Here is an 18,271-nt window from a genome sequence, read left to right as displayed (position 1 = left end):
TCCCGTTTGCGAATTCGCTGGTAAAAATCCTGATTTTCAGCTTTTAATCTCTGCGACCAGGTAAACCGAGATCTACCGATAGAAGATGACTGCAAGCAAAACCAGAAAAGGCTACCGCATTTAATCCTTGACCGGGGAAGGTACTATCTCCCACACAATAAAGATTAGGAATAGCTGTGCGATTAAAGGGCATTCCTAATAAGCCTAACAGTTTTCTTCGCGGTATTGGGCCGTAACTGCCATCGATTCTATTCAAAAAGCGGCGATGGGTGCGAGCCGTGCCAATTTCGATATAATCTAATCCTGTATCTAGTTTGGGAAAGAGTTTTTTCAGGCGCTCGATGAGACGATTAGCAGCGGCCTCTTTTTTCTGTTGATATTCTTGGGGGGGCAGTTTTTGCCATTGATCAATCCAGCTAGGGGTGAAAGTATGAATGATATGATGGTCCGGGGGTGCGAGGGAGGGATCGAGTAAGGTAGGAATAGAAACAAAGATAGTTCCCTGTTCTGCTTCCATATTTTCCCAATCTTCTAGCAAAATATGGTGACATTCGCTTCCTGATGGTAACACATCGGCCTTAACTCCCAGATGCAAACTCAGGAAACTGGGGGATTTTTGATAGCGTTTTTGCCATTTTTTTTCGCTGCCCGGGAGAGATTCTGGGGGGAGTAGTTTCTCGAAGGTATCCCAACGGGTGGCATTAGAAACAATCTTTTTAGCGTAATATTCCTTACCATTGGTCAATCTTACCCCGATCGCTCGTCCTGCATCTAAAATAATCTTAGTCACTCTCGCTTGATACTGGATTTCACCACCAGCTTTTTCCAATCCCGCGACTAACTTGAGAGCAATCTGTCCCACTCCTCCCCGGGGATAGTTAATTCCCCCGTAATGGCGATCGCTAAAGACCATTCCCGCATTAATCATCGGAGTGCGATCGGCGGGTACTACCGACCAACAATAACATTCCATGTCGATAAATTTCAATAATTTCGGGTCTTTAATATATTTTCTGGCCACATCTCCCGCATTTTGGGGTAGATACTTGACCAATCCCAAACAGGATAAAGGATGCTGGAAAAAAACCCTAGTCAGATAGCGGGGTTCTTCCAGCGATAGTAAATCCATACTATTGAGGCAATTAAACACCTGCCAGCATTCATCGTAAAAGCGCCGGATACCGGTTTTTTCTGCGGGAAAATGGCTAATTAATTCCTGTAAAAATTGTTCGTAGTCGCGATGAACTTTTAAGTCTAATCCGTCCGGGAGATGATAATGGATCTGGACGGGATCGGCAATGGTTTCGATAGTCATATCCACCGCTGCCAAAGCCTTGGTTAGGAGGTTAGTCGTCCCCTTTTTGCCAAAACCAAAAATCATCGAAGCACCCACATCAAAACGATAACCCTCTCGTTCAAAATAACCTGCGCTGCCCCCCGGAATCAGATAACTCTCTAAAACTAAGACTTTTGCCCCTTTTACCGCTAATTGCGTCGCTGTCACCAATCCCCCGATTCCCGACCCAATCACGATCGCATCGTACTGATTACTCATAACTTGACTCGATAAATTTTTGTGTCAATTCTTGATTGTAACCCTTGACTAGCGGTCATTTATCGGCTAGTTTGCGGGAGCAAAAAATTTTGGGGGAGAAATGAAAAGCTGGTAAAAGGAAAAAAGTCTTGACAAATCCGGCCGCTTGACATAGTTGGGTTTGGGTGATATTATCTTCCGGAAAGACGGGCAGCGCTACTGTTATAAAAAAAACATTGGCTCTTCTCGTTTCTGTATGGAAGGGAGAAGAATAGGGGTAATTTTCTGGAAAGATAGTCTTCAAAGCCTTGCCTAGCAAGACTACTAGGAACGATAAACACTGATTATCACACCAAGTCGGGGAGAGCCAAACATCATTTTACTTAAAATTAATGGTTCTTCGGTTTGTGTTATGCAATGGAGGGGGGTTATAAAGGATAAAACCCTTACACAGAAAGACATTGCTTCGATTTTTGCCAATTGTTTTCTATCTAGAACGAGCTAATCAATTGAGTCTCTTGCCATATAAGGATTTAGTCGATTTATGCCCCCTGATCGAATCATACCAAGTAACGAAGAGCCAAATTAATTAATCAATTGGATAATGTATAGAAAACTGGCCAACAAAATCCTTAAATTAGCTAATTCCCTATCTAGGTCATCGAAGCGCTCTCTTTTAATTGTCACCGATTGCCTGATTTTTAGTCTAACCATCTATCTAGCCTTCTCTCTCAGGTTTAATCTGAGCCTCGAATATCAGCAAATTAGACCTTTTTTAGGGCAAATATTGGGCTTAATTGCCATTAAAACTCTAGTTTTCTATCTCAGAGGTATTTACCGTCCCGTAGTACGTTATACAGGATTAGAGTTTCTTTCCTCCGTACTGCAAGCGGTCCTCTATAGTTCAGGGGTTTTAATCAGTCTTGCCTACTTTCAAGGGGATGCCTTTTTGCCACGTTCAGTCCTGATTATCGACGCATTGTTAACCCTAGTATTGGTTATCGGGGTGAGATTGTTGATTCGTTCTGTCTTTCACCGTCTGAATATTTACGTCAGTAGTGTGGATAGGGAACCGACAATTGTTATCTATGGTGCCGGGGTTGTGGGTTGTCAATTGGCACGTTCCCTACAAAATGACCCCCACTATCGTTTATTAGCTTTTATTGATGATAATCCCGATTTGCAGCAGCGAGTTATCCAAGGCATTAGGGTTTATCCCCCCTCTCAATTGACACTACTGCACCAAAAACGGGCCTTTGACTGGGTTGTTCTCGCTATTCCGAACGTAGCCAAGGCCAAAAAGCGGCAAATCATCGAAAGTCTAGAAACTTTACCCATCGACATTAAAACTGTTCCTCCCCTCTCAAAAATTTTATCGGGAGAAGCGACCATCAATCAGATTCGCAGTGTCGATGTCTCGGAATTATTAGGACGGGAAGAAATTCTACCCCATCCCGAACTTTTGGGAAAAAATGTCACAGGTAAAGCGGTGTTAGTCACCGGGGGTGGCGGTTCCATCGGTTCGGAATTATGCCGACAAATCGCCTTCCTCAAGCCAAAATGCCTGGTAATCTACGAATTAAACGAGTTTTCCCTCTACAAAATCGATCTCGATTTAAGCGAAAATTATACCGATTTACGCAAGTATGCCTATCTAGGCAATGTTCTCGACCGCAATCATCTGGCCCGAGTCATCCAACAACACCAGATTGAGACAATTTATCACACGGCCGCCTATAAGCACGTTCCCCTTGTGGAAGCCAATGCTAGTCAGGGGGTTTACACTAATGTTTGGGGGACTTTAAATGTCGCTCAGACCGCGATCGAGAATTCGGTTAGTAATTTAGTTCTTATTTCCACCGATAAGGCCGTCAGACCGACTAACATTATGGGGGCCAGTAAACGCTGTGCTGAGTTAGTTGTACAAGCTTTGGCCGCTTTACCTGACACTGCCACCCGTTGCGCGATCGTCCGCTTTGGCAATGTTCTTGATAGTAGCGGTTCCGTGGTGCCGCGTTTCCGGGAACAAATTGCCCAACGTAAGAATATTACCCTCACCCATCGCGATATTATTCGCTATTTTATGTCTATTCCGGAGGCGGTGCGTTTGGTTATGCAAGCAGGAGCAATGGCTGAGGGGGGTGAGGTATTCCTGTTAGATATGGGTGAACCGGTAAGAATTTACGATTTGGCCCTACAGATGATTCGTTTAAGTGGCTTGGAATTAGGGCAAGATATCGATATTGAAATCACGGGATTAAGACCGGGGGAAAAACTCTACGAAGAATTATTAATCGATACCGATAAAGCTTGTCCCACCGCTCATCCAAAGATTTTTTGCGCTCATGAACACTTTCTTGCTTGGGACGAATTGCAAATCAAATTAGAGCAATTGCTTAATTATATTCAAGTTAATGACCGTCAGGGCTTAGTTAAGTCCCTACAAGATTTAGTTCCCGAATACCAACCCCCGAAGCAAATAGCAAGTAATTTGTCAAGAACGTAGGTTGGGTTGAAGCATGAAACCCAACGCCCGATTATGTTACGCTACCGCTAACCCATCCTACAAATAATTGTGCCTACCTACTTATAAAAAGTCAAAAGTGAAAAAGAGGAGTTTTACCTCTCCTCTTTTTCACCAAATTTATTAATCTAATTGAACCGACTGCTCTTGTTTTAATTGCTTTTGGATAGTTTTTACTGTCCGCTCAATTTTATTGATTCCGCGAGAAGAAGGGCGATTTATTCTATCAGCTAGAGGAGAAGTCTGTTGAATAGCGATGCTTAAATAAAGAGGAAAAGCGAGGGTAAAGGCTAAAAAAAGACGTTGTAACATGATCCACTCCCACAAAAGTTTTTCAGCGATTATTTAGCCGGCTGAAACTTTTCCCAGAATAACGACTAACTAGGAAAATTTCAGCTAGTTTGTGACAGTCCGGCAATTGGTGGGGCAATCCTAAAGAATTAGCGCTGAAACCCTCAACCCTAGACCGAGAGTCTGATACATTGATCTAGGAACATGAACGATCGCTCTATCTATGCACAAAATTCCAGTTACTGTGATCACGGGTTTTCTGGGTGCGGGAAAAACTACCCTCATCCGTCATCTACTGCAAAATAATCAAGGCCGCCGGGTGGCCGTTATGGTCAATGAATTCGGAGAAGTGGGAATTGATGGTGATTTGTTGAAAAGTTGTCAGACCTGCGACGACAACCCTAACGATAATATTGTGGAATTGACCAACGGTTGTCTGTGCTGCACAGTACAGGAAGAATTTCTCCCCACCATGCAGAAATTGCTGGAGCGACGGCAACAGTTGGATTGTATGCTGATCGAAACCTCGGGATTAGCTTTACCTAAACCTCTGGTTCAAGCTTTTCGCTGGCCGGAAATCCGCAACGGTGCGACGGTGGACGGAGTAATCACCGTGGTGGATGGTTTTGCTATCGCTAGGGGTCGTCTGGTGGCGGATTTGGACGCTTTAACCGCACAAAGGCAAGCAGACCCTAATTTAGAACACGAAACCCCCATTGAGGAGTTATTTGAGGATCAGTTAGCCTGCGCTGACCTGGTACTCTTAACTAAAACCGATCTCATCAGCGAAATTGAATTAGAAAAAATTATTAATTGGCTGAAAACACAACTGCGATCGACGGTAAAAATAGTTACTTGTGCCGATGGACAAATTAGCCCCGATGTGCTATTGGGATTTAATGCCGCCGTCGAGGATAATTTAGCCAGTCGTCCTAGTCATCATGATCACGAGGAAGAACACGATCACGATGAGGAGATCAATTCTGTGCAGTTTTGCCTCGATTCTCCCGTAGATGCCCGAATTTTGACTCAAAGGATTAAAGAATTGGTGGCCCGAGAAGAAATCTATCGGGTTAAGGGATTTGTTAATGTGGCCAATAAACCGATGCGTATGGTGTTACAGGGAGTCGGCGATCGCTTTGATTCTTTCTTCGATCGACCCTGGCAATCCACAGAAATGCGGCAAACTCGCTTGGTCTTTATCGGCCGCTCCCTCGATAGTCAGAGAATCGAGCAGGCCTTAACTAGGGTTGGCTGAAGAAGTTTTTCCTAGGGACAGGGTGTGGGGGGGGTCACACCCCACACCCTACACCCCACTGAAAAAGCTCCGGCGCTCGATCGCCCGGATAGATAGTCGGGGATTTGGGTTAGGGTAGTAAAAGATACAGATTACTCGCCCTTGCAGACCAACAATTATGACGAACACCAGTAACCCGCTGCTTGCCGGTCAAGGATTACCAGCTTTTGACCAAATCCAACCTGGCCTGATTGTCCCTGGGATGACGCAACTTTTGCAGGAACTGGCCAGAGAATTAACCGAACTAGAAGCAGAGATTACCCCCACCTGGGAAAAATTAGTCGAACCCCTCACCCGGATTGAAGAACGTTTAAGCTGGAGTTGGGGGATTATCGGTCATCTGATGGGGGTAAAAAATAGCCCAGAATTGCGTCAAGCTTACGAAACCGTACAACCGCAGGTAGTCGAGTTTATTAGCCGTTTAAGCCAAAGTAAACCCATTTATCAAGCATTTTTGTCCCTGCGCCAAGGGGAAAGCTGGGGGCAATTAGACGAGGCACAACAGCGCATTGTCGAAGCTTCCCTGCGGGATGCTCAATTGGCTGGGGTGGGATTGCTAGGGGAGAAAAAAGACAGATTTAACGCGATTCAACTGGAATTAGCGGAAATCACCACGAAATTTTCCAATAACATCCTCGATGCCACCAAAGCTTTTCAACTGAAACTAACAACCCCAGAAGATATCGCCGGTTTACCCCCTAGTCTCCTTAGTTTAGCCGCCCAAACCGCCCGGGGCCAAGGAGAAACTAACGCCGGCACCGAAACTGGTCCCTGGGTGATTACCCTCGATTTTCCCAGTTATTTCCCCTTTATGAAGTACAGCGATAATCGGGAATTGCGGGAAAAACTCTATAAAGCCTACGTTAGTCGGGCCGATCTGGGAGAATTGGATAATAATCCCTTAATCGATCGCATTTTGCAACTTCGTCAGGAACAGGCCCATCTTTTAGGTTATAGTACCTACGCCGAGGTCAGTCTTGCCCGGAAAATGGCCAATTCTGTGGATGAAATCGAGAAATTGCTTGACAATTTGCGCCAAGTAAGCTACGAAGCGGCAAAACAGGATTTAGAGGCCTTAAAAACTTTTGCGGGAACCGACGATCTCAAGCATTGGGATATAGCCTATTGGTCAGAAAAACAGCGTCAGGCCAAGTTTAACTTTAGTGCCGAGGAATTACGCCCCTATTTCCCCCTACCACGGGTTTTAGAAGGCATATTTAGCCTCGCTAAACGGATTTTTGGGGTAGAAATTATCGCTGCCGACGGTAAAGCACCTATCTGGCATCCCGAGGTGCGTTATTTCCAGATTAACGACGAAAAGGGCGAAAAAATCGCCTATTTCTACCTCGATGCCTACAGTCGTCCCGCCGAAAAACGCGGCGGCGCTTGGATGGATGTCTGTATCGGTCGCGCCAAAACCGGCACCGAGGTGCGTTTACCTGTGGCTTATTTAATCTGCAATCAAACGCCTCCAGTGGACGGAAACCCCAGTTTAATGACCTTTGAGGAGGTAACTACCCTATTTCACGAATTTGGCCACGGTTTACAGCATATGTTAACCACTGTGGATTATTCTGGCGCGGCGGGTATTAATAACGTTGAGTGGGACGCGGTGGAATTGCCCAGTCAATTTATGGAAAATTGGTGTTATGATCGCCCTACTTTAATGAGTATGGCCAAACACTACGAAACTGGTGAAACTCTCCCCGAACATTACTACCAAAAACTGCTCCTAGCTAAGAATTATATGAGCGGTTCGGCCATGCTGCGTCAGCTACATTTGTCTTTAGTAGATTTGGAATTACACCATCGTTATCAACCCAATGGCGGCGAAACTCCTAAACAAGTCAGACAGCGTTTAGCGGCGACGACGACGATAATTCCTCCCCTACCGGAAGATGCTTTTTTGTGTTCTTTTGGGCATATTTTCGCTGGCGGTTATGCGGCGGGTTACTATAGTTATAAATGGGCAGAAGTTCTCAGCGCCGATGCTTTTGCCGCTTTCGAGGAAGTGGGATTAGATAACGAAGAAGCAGTGAAAGCGATCGGTCGCCGTTTTCGCGATACTGTCTTAGCTATGGGGGGAAGTTCTCATCCTATGAATGTTTTTAAAGCTTTCCGCGGTCGCGAACCTAGTACCGAGCCTCTCCTCCGTCATAGCGGCTTATAAAAGTAGGGTGCGTTAGCGTAGCGTAACGCACCAAAAACTTTTCTTTGTGGTGCGTTACGGCAATATTTAGCTCTTGATTTTTTCCCTGAAAACAAGGGATTGCCTAACGCACCCTACTTAACTGCTGAAACAATCCAGTAGGGTGTGTTAGCGTAGCGTAACGCACCAAAAACTTTTCTTTGTGGTGCGTTACGGCAATATTTAGCTCTTGATTTTTTCCCGAAAAACAAGGGATTGCCTAACGCACCCTACTTGACTGCTGAAACCTTTCTTTGTGGTGCGTTACGGCAATATTTAGCTCTTGATTTTTTCCCGAAAAACAAGGGATTGCCTAACGCACCCTACTTAACTGCTGAAACCTTTCTTTGTGGTGCGTTACGGCAATATTTAGCTCTTGATTTTTTCCCGAAAAACAAGGGATTGCCTAACGCACCCTACTTGACTGCTGAAACAATCCAGTAAAAATAGACAATGATAGGTTACAATACTATTGTTCTATACATCACCAATCTAGCCTTTGATAAAATTTATGGAATCATCTACTCTACCGATTCATAATCCAGCCGAACGTTTATTAATTATCCTACAAAGATGTTCTCAAGACAAAACTGACGAAACAGTTCAAACAGTTTTCTCAAGAGCCATGGAAGTGAAAAATGATCCCGATTCTTTTTATCAAGGTTTTGGTAAATTGCTAGAGCTTATTTCTCACATAGAAGATCAACTACAATATTTTTCTTCAAACAAACAGTCTTCCTATAAACAACTTATGAAAGAAATTAAGTATGAATTAATTAGTTTATTGTCAAAAGTTCACGAGAATTGGTTAGGTTTAGGAGAGCCACTAAACTCTCCTGACTGGGAAGCTCTATATTGGCTTCCTTCTTGTGTAGAAGATTTTGAGGAAATATGTTTAAGCAAAGAGGATTTGAACAGGTTAAGGGAAGAAATATTAGGTTTAATTCAAATGATTGAAGATAGCAAAATTACGCAAGAGTTTAAACAATTTATGCTGATTAAATTAAATGAAGTCCTAGAAGCTCTTAACAAATTTTACATCGTTGGCTATAATGGTCTTCGCAAGGAAATTTTGGCTACCCTCACCGAGGTGGGAATTAATGAAGTCGAAGGTGAAGATAAGGAAACCAAGAACAATATATCCCAAAAGTTATGGAAATTTTTAACAAAAATAGTTCCAGAAAAAGCACAAAAGATTAATCCGTCAATTAGTCTCCCTGTCAATGTTTATAAGCTGGCAGAAATGATCACCAATAATAATATTTTGCCTCCAGGTAATTAACAAAAAAGGGTTGCTATCATATTTAAATCTTAGATTTTGGTGTGTTACGCTTCGCTAACACACCCTACTATATATTTTTATTAAGAATTATCCGTCCCTTGTAACATTAACTCTTAATTCTTAACAAATGACCATAGATTATCAGAGAAAAACTGATTATAATAAAGGGAACTGAACAGAACTGCTCGATCGATAGATAACTGATTGATTAAAGTTTTATTACTTTTGATGGCCTGGGATTAAGAGAAGTAAATTTATTCTCGATCGCCCCTTGGAAGTGAGAAGAAATAGTTTTAATAAACAAAGAGTTTTCAACTTGGCAAAAATCCTCTGGGGGCAATACACATGGAAGTTCTAACCGAGACAATTAACCCAACTTCGATCGAACGGGAACCGATCCATCTCTATAACCGAATTCAACCGCACGGGGTGCTTTTAGTTCTCAGCGAACCGGAGCTAAAAGTCAGCCAAACTAGCAGTAATAGCCGCAGTTTATTGGGGATTTCTCCGGGAGAAATTATCGGTAAAACCCTAGAGGAAATCTTCGATCCCTTTCAGATCGAGCCTCTAAAATCAGCCATAGAAAATAACGATTTTGATGCTATCAATCCCTCCAAAATTTGGGCGCGGGTTAAAGGGGATGATTTTGCCGTCTTTGATGCTATCTTCCACCGCAATGCCGAACAAATGCTGATTTTAGAGTTAGAACCAGCTATTTCCTATGAAAACATTCCTTTCCTGAGTTTCTATCACCTAGCCAAAACTTCGATCGATAAACTTGAAGCCACCCGTAGCCTGAAAGATTTCTGTAATATCATCGTTAAAGAAGTCAGAAAAATGACAGGATTCGATCGAGTTATGTTATACAAATTCGACGAAGAAGATAACGGTGATGTGATAGCAGAAGACAAAATAGAGCAACTAGAACCCTATCTCGGTTTACGTTATCCCGCTTCCGATATCCCTCTCCCAGCACGAAATTTATTAAGTGCTAATTGGATTCGACAGATTCCCGATGCTACCTCTGAACCCGTCGATCTACTGCCTGTTCTTCATCCCGAAACCCAACAACCCTTAAATTTAACCCTGTCCAGTCTTAGAAGTGCTTCTCCCTGTCATTTAGAATACCTGCATAATATGGGAGTGGGAGCATCTCTAACCATTTCTCTGATTGAAAATAAACGTCTCTGGGGTATTATTGCCTGTCATCACCGCACCCCCAAATATGTACCCTACGAACTCCGTAAAGCTTGTGAGTTCTTAGGAAGAGTGATTTTTTCGGAAATATCGGCACGGGAAGAAACCGAGGATTATGACTATCGAGTGAAATTAAACTTTGTGCAATCGCAATTAATCGATTATATGGCGGAAGCTAATAACTTTATTGATGGATTAATTGCCCATAAACCGAATCTGCTCGATCTAACTAAAGCCACGGGAGCCGCTATTTGCTTAGGTGGTAACTATACCTTAATTGGAGTAACACCGAGCGAAGAAGAACTAAACTATCTGATTACTTGGCTAGAAAAAAACGTCCATGAAGATGTTTACTATACCAATTCCTTACCGCGAATTTATGCCGATGCGGGTAAGTTTAAAGACATTGCCAGTGGTTTACTAGCAATTCCCATTTCTAAACGTAATTATCTCCTCTGGTTTCGTCCGGAAGTAATTCAAACCGTCAACTGGGGTGGTGATCCGGGTAAAGCGATCGAAACCACTGCCATAGATGGTGATATTCGTCTCTGTCCGCGTAAATCTTTCTCCCTCTGGAAAGAAACCGTTCGCCTCAAATCTTTACCGTGGAAAGCAGTAGAAATTAACGCCGCACTAGAATTACGAAAAGCGATCGTCAATATCATCTTAAAACAAGCGGATGAATTGGCCCGTTTAGCGCGGGATTTGGAACTATCAAACGCCGAATTAAAAAAATTCGCCTACGTCGCTTCCCACGATTTACAGGAACCCCTCAATCAAGTCGCCAACTATGTGCAGTTGCTAGAAATGCGCTACACCGAAGAACTGGACGAAGATGCTAAAGAATTTATTACTTTTGCCGTCGAAGGTGTCAGCTTGATGCAAACATTAATAGATGATGTGCTGGCTTACTCAAAAGTGGATATGCAGGCGGTAGAGTTTAATACCATCGATGCTAATCTGGCACTGGAAAAAGCTCTCGCTAACCTGAAAGGGAGAATTCAGGAAAGTCAAGCTATAATCACCGTCGATCCTTTGCCAATTGTCATGGCAGATAAAACCCAGTTAATGCAATTGTTCCAAAATCTCATCGGTAATGCCATTAAATTCCGAGGAAAAGCAACCCCCACTATTCATATTGCTGCTCAACGTCAAGAGGAGGAATGGCTGTTCTCTGTCACCGATAATGGAATTGGTATCGATCCCCGATTTTCCGAACGCATTTTCGTGATTTTCCAACGACTGCACACCCGCGACGAGTACCCCGGCACAGGTATGGGTTTGGCGATTTGTAAAAAAATTATCGAGTGTCATCGCGGACGAATTTGGGTAGAATCTCAATTAGGTAAAGGAGCAGTTTTCTATTTTACAATTCCCCTAGGAGGTAACGAGCGTGAGCGCTGGCGAGGACGTGCCACACAAAATTATCTTATTAGTGGAGGACAGCAAAGCTGATATTCGCCTCATCCAAGAGGCATTAAAAACTAGCACCGTCCCACACGAATTAGTTATCGTTAGGGATGGTGTCAACGCCATGGATTATCTGCGTCGAGAAGGGGAGTATCTCGATTCTCCCCGTCCTAATCTGATTCTTCTCGATCTGAATTTGCCAAGAAAAGACGGACGGGAGGTATTAGCGGAAATCAAAAACGATCCCAGTTTAAAAAGAATTCCTGTGGTGGTTTTAACCACGTCTCGCAACGAGGAGGATATTTTTCATAGCTATGAACTGCACGTTAATTGTTATATAACCAAGTCGCGCAATCTCAACGATTTGTTCAAAATTGTCAAAAATATCGAGGCTTTTTGGTTAGAAACCGCTACTTTACCCGGGGAGTGAATCATGATCAGTTATCAGTTATCAGTTATCAGTTATCAGTTATCAGGAGTCAGGAGTCAGGAGTCAGGAGTCAGGAGTCAGGAGTCAGGAGTCAGGAGTCAGGAGTCAGGAGATAGGAGATAGGATTCAGGAGTCAGGAGTCAGGAGTCAGGAGATTATTTCTATTTATTCTCCCCACACCCCACACCCCACTTCATAATTCATAATTCATAATTCATAATTCCCCCTCCCCACACCCTACACCCTACACCCTACACCCTACACCCTACACCCCACACCCCACACCCTACACCCCACTTCCTAACCTCCCAAATCTCTTTAACTCTTGATTAAAAAATGGGACTCTCGCAGGATATAAAAGTTCTTTTAATCGAGGATAATTTAGCCGAAGCTCGATTATTAAAGGAAATTCTTAAGGGTAATGAAAAAAAAGAATTTCATCTGGTTAATGTGTCAAGATTATCCGAGGCTATTTCTCTGTTACAACAAACAAATTTTGATGTAATTTTATTAGATTTAACTTTACCAGATAGTCAGGGTTTGGAATCCTTAGCTCCCCTTTTGATTACGGCTCCTAAATTGCCGATCGTGGTTTTAACTAATACTAATGATGATAATTTAGCTTTGCAAGCACTACGTCAGGGAGCGCAGGATTATTTAATTAAAAGAGAAGTAAGTTTAGAAATTTTAACTCGATCGCTATGTTATGCGATCGAGCGAAAACAGATGGAGGAAGCTTTACGAGAATCGAACGAAGCTTTAAAAATGAGCGTGATTGAACGCACTAATCAACTGGAAAAAGCTCAGGAATTAAATCAGTTAAAAACTGAATTTGTTTCCATGTTATCCCACGATTTTCGCAATCCTTTAAATAAAATTTTACTCTCGGCTGGATTATTAGAAGAAAGTCGCGATCGGTTGACAAAAGATCAGCAAGTTAGCTATTTTCGCATGATTCGATCGGCCATTAAAGACATGGATCAATTGCTCACAGAAGTGTTATTAATTGGCCGGGCCGATTCTGGGAGATTATACTGTCAATTTGATCCGGTGGATTTACTGGATTATTGTCAGAAATTGGTAGAATCTTTTATTGTTAAGCCGGAGCTGCAATCAGCAATTATTTTCCAACTTAAGGGCAGCTTAGAAAGAGGACTTTGGGATATAAATTTAATTAAACATATCTTGACAAATTTACTGGGAAATGCTCTCAAATATTCACCCGAAGGAAACCCCATAGAATTTAAGATTATTGTCGAATCCGAGCAGGTAGTCTTTAAAATTATCGATCGAGGGATTGGTATTCCCAGCAAAGATCAAGAACATTTATTTAAACCTTTTTATCGCGGTAGCAATGTCGATAATATTCAAGGGACGGGATTAGGATTAGCCATTGTCGGACGCTGTGTGGAAGCGCACAAAGGACAAATTTACCTGGAAAGTGAGGAAGGAAAAGGTACAAAGATCACGGTAATTTTACCGATTATTACCGACATTGAACACCTAAATTGAGATGAATAATAGGGTGAGATCACAATTTTTTTTTCTGTCCTCGCTCCCTATCTACCTATTTCTTGGATCAAGGGGACGAACTACAAAAATACCGATGGCCTTTTCCACTTTAGTGATATATTTTTCTAGGTCTTTAGCAATGGTAACTTGACCAGCAGGAGAGGCATGAATTAAGCCAATTTTGCCATCAGGAAAGCGATAAACTAGACCGGTATGGGTGGCATCTAAACCGGCGATATTAGTCACGACACCGATAATATCGCCAGCTTGTAGTTGTGGGTAAATACCTTTAATATTAACGGTGGGAATATAGGTTAAGGATAAGCTTTCTAATTGCCGTTCTACCTGTTGAATACAATCGTAATTACTTTGAGTTTTTAACTGGGGATATAGAGGGCGATTTTTGCTCATAAAGTTGAGCTTTTTTTCAAGAGTAATTCCCCCTAATTTTTGAGTTATATTTTCTAGATTGCCTCGGTTTTGGTTGTCATTGATCCAATCGGAGAAGTAATGCAGACGACTACAATAACCGTCGAGAATACCGTGGCGATAACGTTGATTTAAAACCTGCTGACTAAAAGCAGAATAGTGATAATTTTTTAAAGCAAAATTGTGACTCAAAGCGAGAACTGTTTCCACAAAAAGGACACAATCAAACTCTTTTAAAGAGATAAATAATTTTTCCGTTGCCGAGCGATCGAGTAATCCTGCTTGATATTTTGCTCCTAAAAATTGAGTGGCGATATTCTGGATTATATCAGGCATCGGTAAGCGATCGAGTTGTTGATTTTGAGCGTACTGCACAAGTTTTTGATAATTAGGATCGCTGACTTGTTGAACAAGAATAGTTTCTGATCGAGCTATACTCAAGGGAATTAAAACAGGATTAATTAATAAATAGGGTAAAGTTATCCAATTAAAAAACATTGTTGATCGGTTACTGAAAATAATAGGGTTTATCACCGACTAATACACATTAACTACCAGAGTTGTCAACTGTTAAAATCTGCTAGTGTTAGTTATTATTGTTTCATGTATTTTACTATTTATTCTACATAAAATTATTGTCGATATCCTCAAGTTATTGAGGACGTTGAACCCCACCGCGACGTTTAACTTTAAACCCATATGAATAAATTTCAGGTATATTAATTCGATCATCAATCTGACTTTCCACCACACCCAATTGTATTAGATATTGCACAATCCCTTCAGGTTCCTGAACGGGAGGTTTGTTTTCTTTTTCAGGACTCCATTTAGTTGAGCGCACAGCCTCTAAAAAAGTTTCTTTCGGCATAGGAGTTTTTAACCCTTCTAACTTAGTTTTTAGAGATTCTAACCAAGGATATTCTTCCTGTGCTAATTCTTTAATTCTATCCTCTGAAGTATCCATTAAAGCACTCTGGAGATCAGGGGGTTGTAGAAGGTATAGCTCGGTCAGTTGTTCAAAACGTTCTAATCTTTTGGCTGCCGCTAGGTCGAATAATTTTAGAAAAGAGCGAGGAGCAATTCTACCCCCAGTATCCTGAAGATGATTAGGTATCCATCGGTAGGTAATGCCTTTTTTAGGACTAGCTCCCATATATTTACCGATCATTTTTTCGATTAATTCTTCAAATAATCGTTCATCACTACTAACATTCCATCCTAGTTGGGTTGAGCTTTCATAAATTAAATTAGGGATCATCTGTAAATAGTCTCTCATTTCTTGATCGGAATTAGCTAACCGTTTAATCCAGAGTTGATAGAGCCAAGAGCGTTGCCATTCTAGCCGATGGGATTGTAATTTAGAAGCATCAGGAAATCCCAAAAATTCCTCTCTAAATAGGTCGGTACGAAGAAATATTTTTGGTCGAATTCTCTCCCAACGACGAGAGCGATCGAGCCAAAAAGCTAATAATTCTCTAATCGGATTAGCTAGAGCATTATAAGTAGTCAATAACCGATCCAATTCATCATAAGTAATAAATAGCCATTGGTCAGAACTAATTAATTGTTCGTCTAATTTGTCAAGAACATAATTTAGATGTTCAAAATTATCTTTAACTAAAATTCTCCATTCTGATAAAAGCGATAACCTATTTTTAAGAATAGTAGTAATATTTGGATCCAATTCTTGACCTATAATGCTGGCAATATCAGATTCTTGTTCCTGTAAAATGACACCTAAAATCAATCCTAACCAGAAACTACGCCATTCAAGATTAGTAGCGTTTTGCATTTCTTTTTCTATAATTTCTGGTGACGGAAATCGTTTTGCAGTTTTGCGAGTGCGACCAAATCCTGCAATCCATCTGGTCTGATTTAAAGGAGCAAGACCTCGAATATTTAAACTATTAACTAAAGCTTCTCGTCCAGAGGGAATGGCTAGTAAACGAAATAATTCTGTTTTACCCACACCCCGACCACCTTGAATTAATAAAATGCTTGGCTCCAAAGCTTTTCTATAATCAACCACGGGTAAGAAATTTTTGAGAAATACGTCTTCATCATCACTTTCCTGTTCAGCAGTTGCTTTTCCAGGAGCAACTGCTCCCATTAATTCCAGTAACTTTTTTTTATCGAATTCAGCCATAATTTTTACCGATTGTTTATAATCACATCACGTCCAAATAATTGACAAAGCTTTTCAGCAATAGTTTGATAAGGAGAATCGGTCATAACTTTCACGAGATTTGCTAATCTCTCTTTTTCTTCTGGAGTATCGTGCCGTGAGTCACGAGTAAAGAGGGCAATATCTCCCCGCAGACTATTATCGTAGGGGACAACTATCGGGAAAAATGGTGCATCAGTATCATTAGAGTTAGGGACATCTTCAGATTCAGTATAATAGTTTTCTTGGAAAATTGTATAGGCTCTTTGTCGAAAATTTCGTAACTCTCTTTCTCGGCCAACTGTTCCTAAAGATGGAGCGAGAGCATGAACTAAAATTAATGGTAAAGGATCCTCAGGGTTAGATAGGGCTAAATGTTGGATAACTTGGGTTAATCCTGCCCAACTTTGTCGAGATTCCGTACCAAAAATAACCACTGCATGGGAAAAATAAGTAATAGCTAAACCACCAATATCATGAAAACCTGCTCTTGCATCCATGAGAATAAAATCCAGTGGTCTGCTTAACCTTTCTATTTCTTCTAGCATTTGTTTTAAAATGCCTTGTAGTTGACCATTGACAAGATTTTGAAAGTCTAAACGAGCCAATTTTTCTAAATAATCTTGATCCACATTTCCTGCTGGTAGCAATTTTAAGATTTCACCTTCATCTCCTAACAAATTTGAGTCATTAATATCTTTTAAACTCAGTTTCCATTTGTCTTTTTGAACTTTCTTTTCTAGCAAATAGTCCATGACACCAGAATTATCGGCAAAATCCTCAGAAAAAATTGTGGCCAGACCGGGAGCTTCCAAATCAAGGTCAACTATAGCGACTCGATGACCATTCCGCGCTAAAGTTAAGGCAGTAGCGGCAATAGTAGTGGTGCGACCAACTCCTCCTTTGAAGGAAAAAAAGGAGACAATAGCTGGTTTATATCCTTTTGCAACTTTTTCAAAATCCCAAGGCAATTGCTGCCCAATTTTATTCTCTGTCCATGCTTGTTTAGCCAGATGACGTTCTAGAATATACCATTTCAAGCTTGCCGATTCATCGAACCAAGGTGTCTGAACTCTTTCAGCTATGATAAGATCAATCAGGGCTTTATAAGCATCTCCTTCTCCTTTTTGCCACCAAATATCATGGCCATAGTAATACTCAAGTTTTTCAGACAGGAGTGTAGATAGATGATTTTCTTCGTTTGATTCTATCTTGTTTTCCTGTTTTAACTCTAGAAATAAGCGAATTTTTCCCTCAACATCACGAATAATAATCACGGATTTTAGTTTGGCTACAAGAGAACCAAGACTGGAATCCTGAAAGCATTCCCTTACCCTAGCAAAAGTTTCACTAAAACTAATCATCAGAATCTTAAATATCCTTACTAGAAATATAACCGTTTAGCACTAATCTGAGAATAATATCTCGATAAATTTCTTCAGCACATTCAACGGCCGAGTTAGCCTGATCTTCAGTCCAATATCCAGATTGATAATATCTTCTTTCTGGGTGATTTTGCCCTAGGACAGTTCCCCGGATGCGAGAAACTGGTAACTGTTGCTCTAAACGAGGATAGAGAATTCCTAATCTTTCCCTCGCTTTACCTTCTAATTCCTTGAGATCATGTCCGAATTTTTTAGCGGCTTTTTGATCATTTTTAAAATACTGTTCTACTAAAAGCTTAAAAGCGCATTCTACTACATAACCAGCTAGGTAAATGGCATTGTCCCAACGTTGTTTAGACAGCAAAATTTTGGCATCTTGCAAATGTCGGCCTGCTGCACTAGCAAATAACTCGGTCATAGATGTATCGAATCAAATAAAAACTTTTTAGCCATAAACCAATTCTACCACCATAACGAAACTCTAAGAACTTTACTTCATTTTTGATTTTTTAACCTAAACTTGCCAAATTTTCTGAAACTATTGCCTGATTTCCTCACTATAATTAAGCTGTTGACTATCTAAATTACTCCTTAAGACTGCACTGGAGCGCCGGAGTTGCCAGTTCGA

Annotated in this window: 14 protein-coding genes; 8 read left to right on the top strand and 6 right to left on the bottom strand. The window is 41.4% G+C overall.

Annotation, left to right across the window (positions count from 1 at the left end):
- Positions 1–43 precede the first annotated feature (43 nt).
- Positions 44–1,555 (bottom strand): carotenoid isomerase, encoded by a 1,512-nt coding sequence (gene crtH, locus IM515_RS01685; RefSeq protein WP_287630608.1) that lies wholly within the window; start codon positions 1,553–1,555, stop codon positions 44–46.
- A gap of 583 nt (positions 1,556–2,138) precedes the next feature.
- Between crtH and IM515_RS01680 the strand changes: the two genes are divergently transcribed.
- Positions 2,139–4,040: a polysaccharide biosynthesis protein gene (locus IM515_RS01680; protein WP_287630606.1), complete on the top strand. Its 1,902-nt coding sequence runs from the start codon at positions 2,139–2,141 to the stop codon at positions 4,038–4,040.
- A 141-nt stretch (positions 4,041–4,181) separates the two neighbouring features.
- Here IM515_RS01680 and IM515_RS01675 read toward each other — a convergent pair whose 3' ends face one another.
- Complete coding sequence (locus IM515_RS01675) at positions 4,182–4,370, bottom strand: hypothetical protein (RefSeq protein WP_002769260.1); 189 nt, start codon at positions 4,368–4,370, stop codon at positions 4,182–4,184.
- A gap of 202 nt (positions 4,371–4,572) precedes the next feature.
- Between IM515_RS01675 and cobW the strand changes: the two genes are divergently transcribed.
- The 7 genes from cobW to IM515_RS01640 all read left to right on the top strand — a co-directional run bounded on the left by cobW (position 4,573) and on the right by IM515_RS01640 (position 13,665).
- Positions 4,573–5,607 (top strand): cobalamin biosynthesis protein CobW, encoded by a 1,035-nt coding sequence (gene cobW / locus IM515_RS01670; RefSeq protein WP_287630605.1) that lies wholly within the window; start codon positions 4,573–4,575, stop codon positions 5,605–5,607.
- Positions 5,608–5,764: 157 nt separating this feature from the next.
- Positions 5,765–7,816, top strand: a complete 2,052-nt coding sequence (locus IM515_RS01665; protein ID WP_287630603.1) for a M3 family metallopeptidase — start codon at positions 5,765–5,767, stop codon at positions 7,814–7,816.
- Positions 7,817–8,050: 234 nt separating this feature from the next.
- Positions 8,051–8,278, top strand: a complete 228-nt coding sequence (locus tag IM515_RS01660; RefSeq protein ID WP_287695558.1) for a hypothetical protein — start codon at positions 8,051–8,053, stop codon at positions 8,276–8,278.
- Positions 8,279–8,345: 67 nt separating this feature from the next.
- Positions 8,346–9,116 (top strand): hypothetical protein, encoded by a 771-nt coding sequence (locus IM515_RS01655; RefSeq protein WP_287628485.1) that lies wholly within the window; start codon positions 8,346–8,348, stop codon positions 9,114–9,116.
- Positions 9,117–9,461: 345 nt separating this feature from the next.
- Complete coding sequence (locus IM515_RS01650) at positions 9,462–11,768, top strand: sensor histidine kinase (protein WP_193960539.1); 2,307 nt, start codon at positions 9,462–9,464, stop codon at positions 11,766–11,768.
- Positions 11,707–12,153, top strand: coding sequence for a response regulator (locus tag IM515_RS01645; protein ID WP_193960538.1), 447 nt, complete (start codon positions 11,707–11,709; stop codon positions 12,151–12,153). The genes IM515_RS01650 and IM515_RS01645 overlap by 62 nt, the downstream gene beginning before the upstream one ends.
- 336 nt (positions 12,154–12,489) lie before the next feature.
- The gene (locus tag IM515_RS01640; RefSeq protein WP_287628486.1) at positions 12,490–13,665 is read left to right on the top strand and encodes a hybrid sensor histidine kinase/response regulator; all 1,176 of its coding nucleotides are present in this window, start codon (positions 12,490–12,492) and stop codon (positions 13,663–13,665) included.
- A 51-nt stretch (positions 13,666–13,716) separates the two neighbouring features.
- On the opposite strand, the gene IM515_RS01635 is transcribed toward IM515_RS01640, so the two are convergent.
- From IM515_RS01635 to IM515_RS01620, 4 genes are all read right to left on the bottom strand, one after another.
- The gene (locus tag IM515_RS01635) at positions 13,717–14,592 is read right to left on the bottom strand and encodes an N-acetylmuramoyl-L-alanine amidase-like domain-containing protein (RefSeq protein WP_287628487.1); all 876 of its coding nucleotides are present in this window, start codon (positions 14,590–14,592) and stop codon (positions 13,717–13,719) included.
- Positions 14,593–14,746: 154 nt separating this feature from the next.
- On the bottom strand, positions 14,747–16,240 hold the full coding sequence (locus tag IM515_RS01630) for a P-loop ATPase, Sll1717 family (protein WP_272080588.1): 1,494 nt from the start codon (positions 16,238–16,240) through the stop codon (positions 14,747–14,749).
- Between the two features lie 5 nt (positions 16,241–16,245).
- Positions 16,246–17,622 (bottom strand): KGGVGR-motif variant AAA ATPase, encoded by a 1,377-nt coding sequence (locus IM515_RS01625; RefSeq protein ID WP_287628488.1) that lies wholly within the window; start codon positions 17,620–17,622, stop codon positions 16,246–16,248.
- Between the two features lie 7 nt (positions 17,623–17,629).
- Positions 17,630–18,061 (bottom strand): HEPN domain-containing protein, encoded by a 432-nt coding sequence (locus IM515_RS01620; protein ID WP_287628489.1) that lies wholly within the window; start codon positions 18,059–18,061, stop codon positions 17,630–17,632.
- Positions 18,062–18,271 lie beyond the last annotated feature (210 nt).

This window comes from Microcystis sp. M44BS1 (assembly GCF_020244875.1).
GTDB classification, from domain to species: domain Bacteria; phylum Cyanobacteriota; class Cyanobacteriia; order Cyanobacteriales; family Microcystaceae; genus Microcystis; species Microcystis panniformis.
This window is presented reverse-complemented; position numbering and strand designations above follow the sequence as displayed.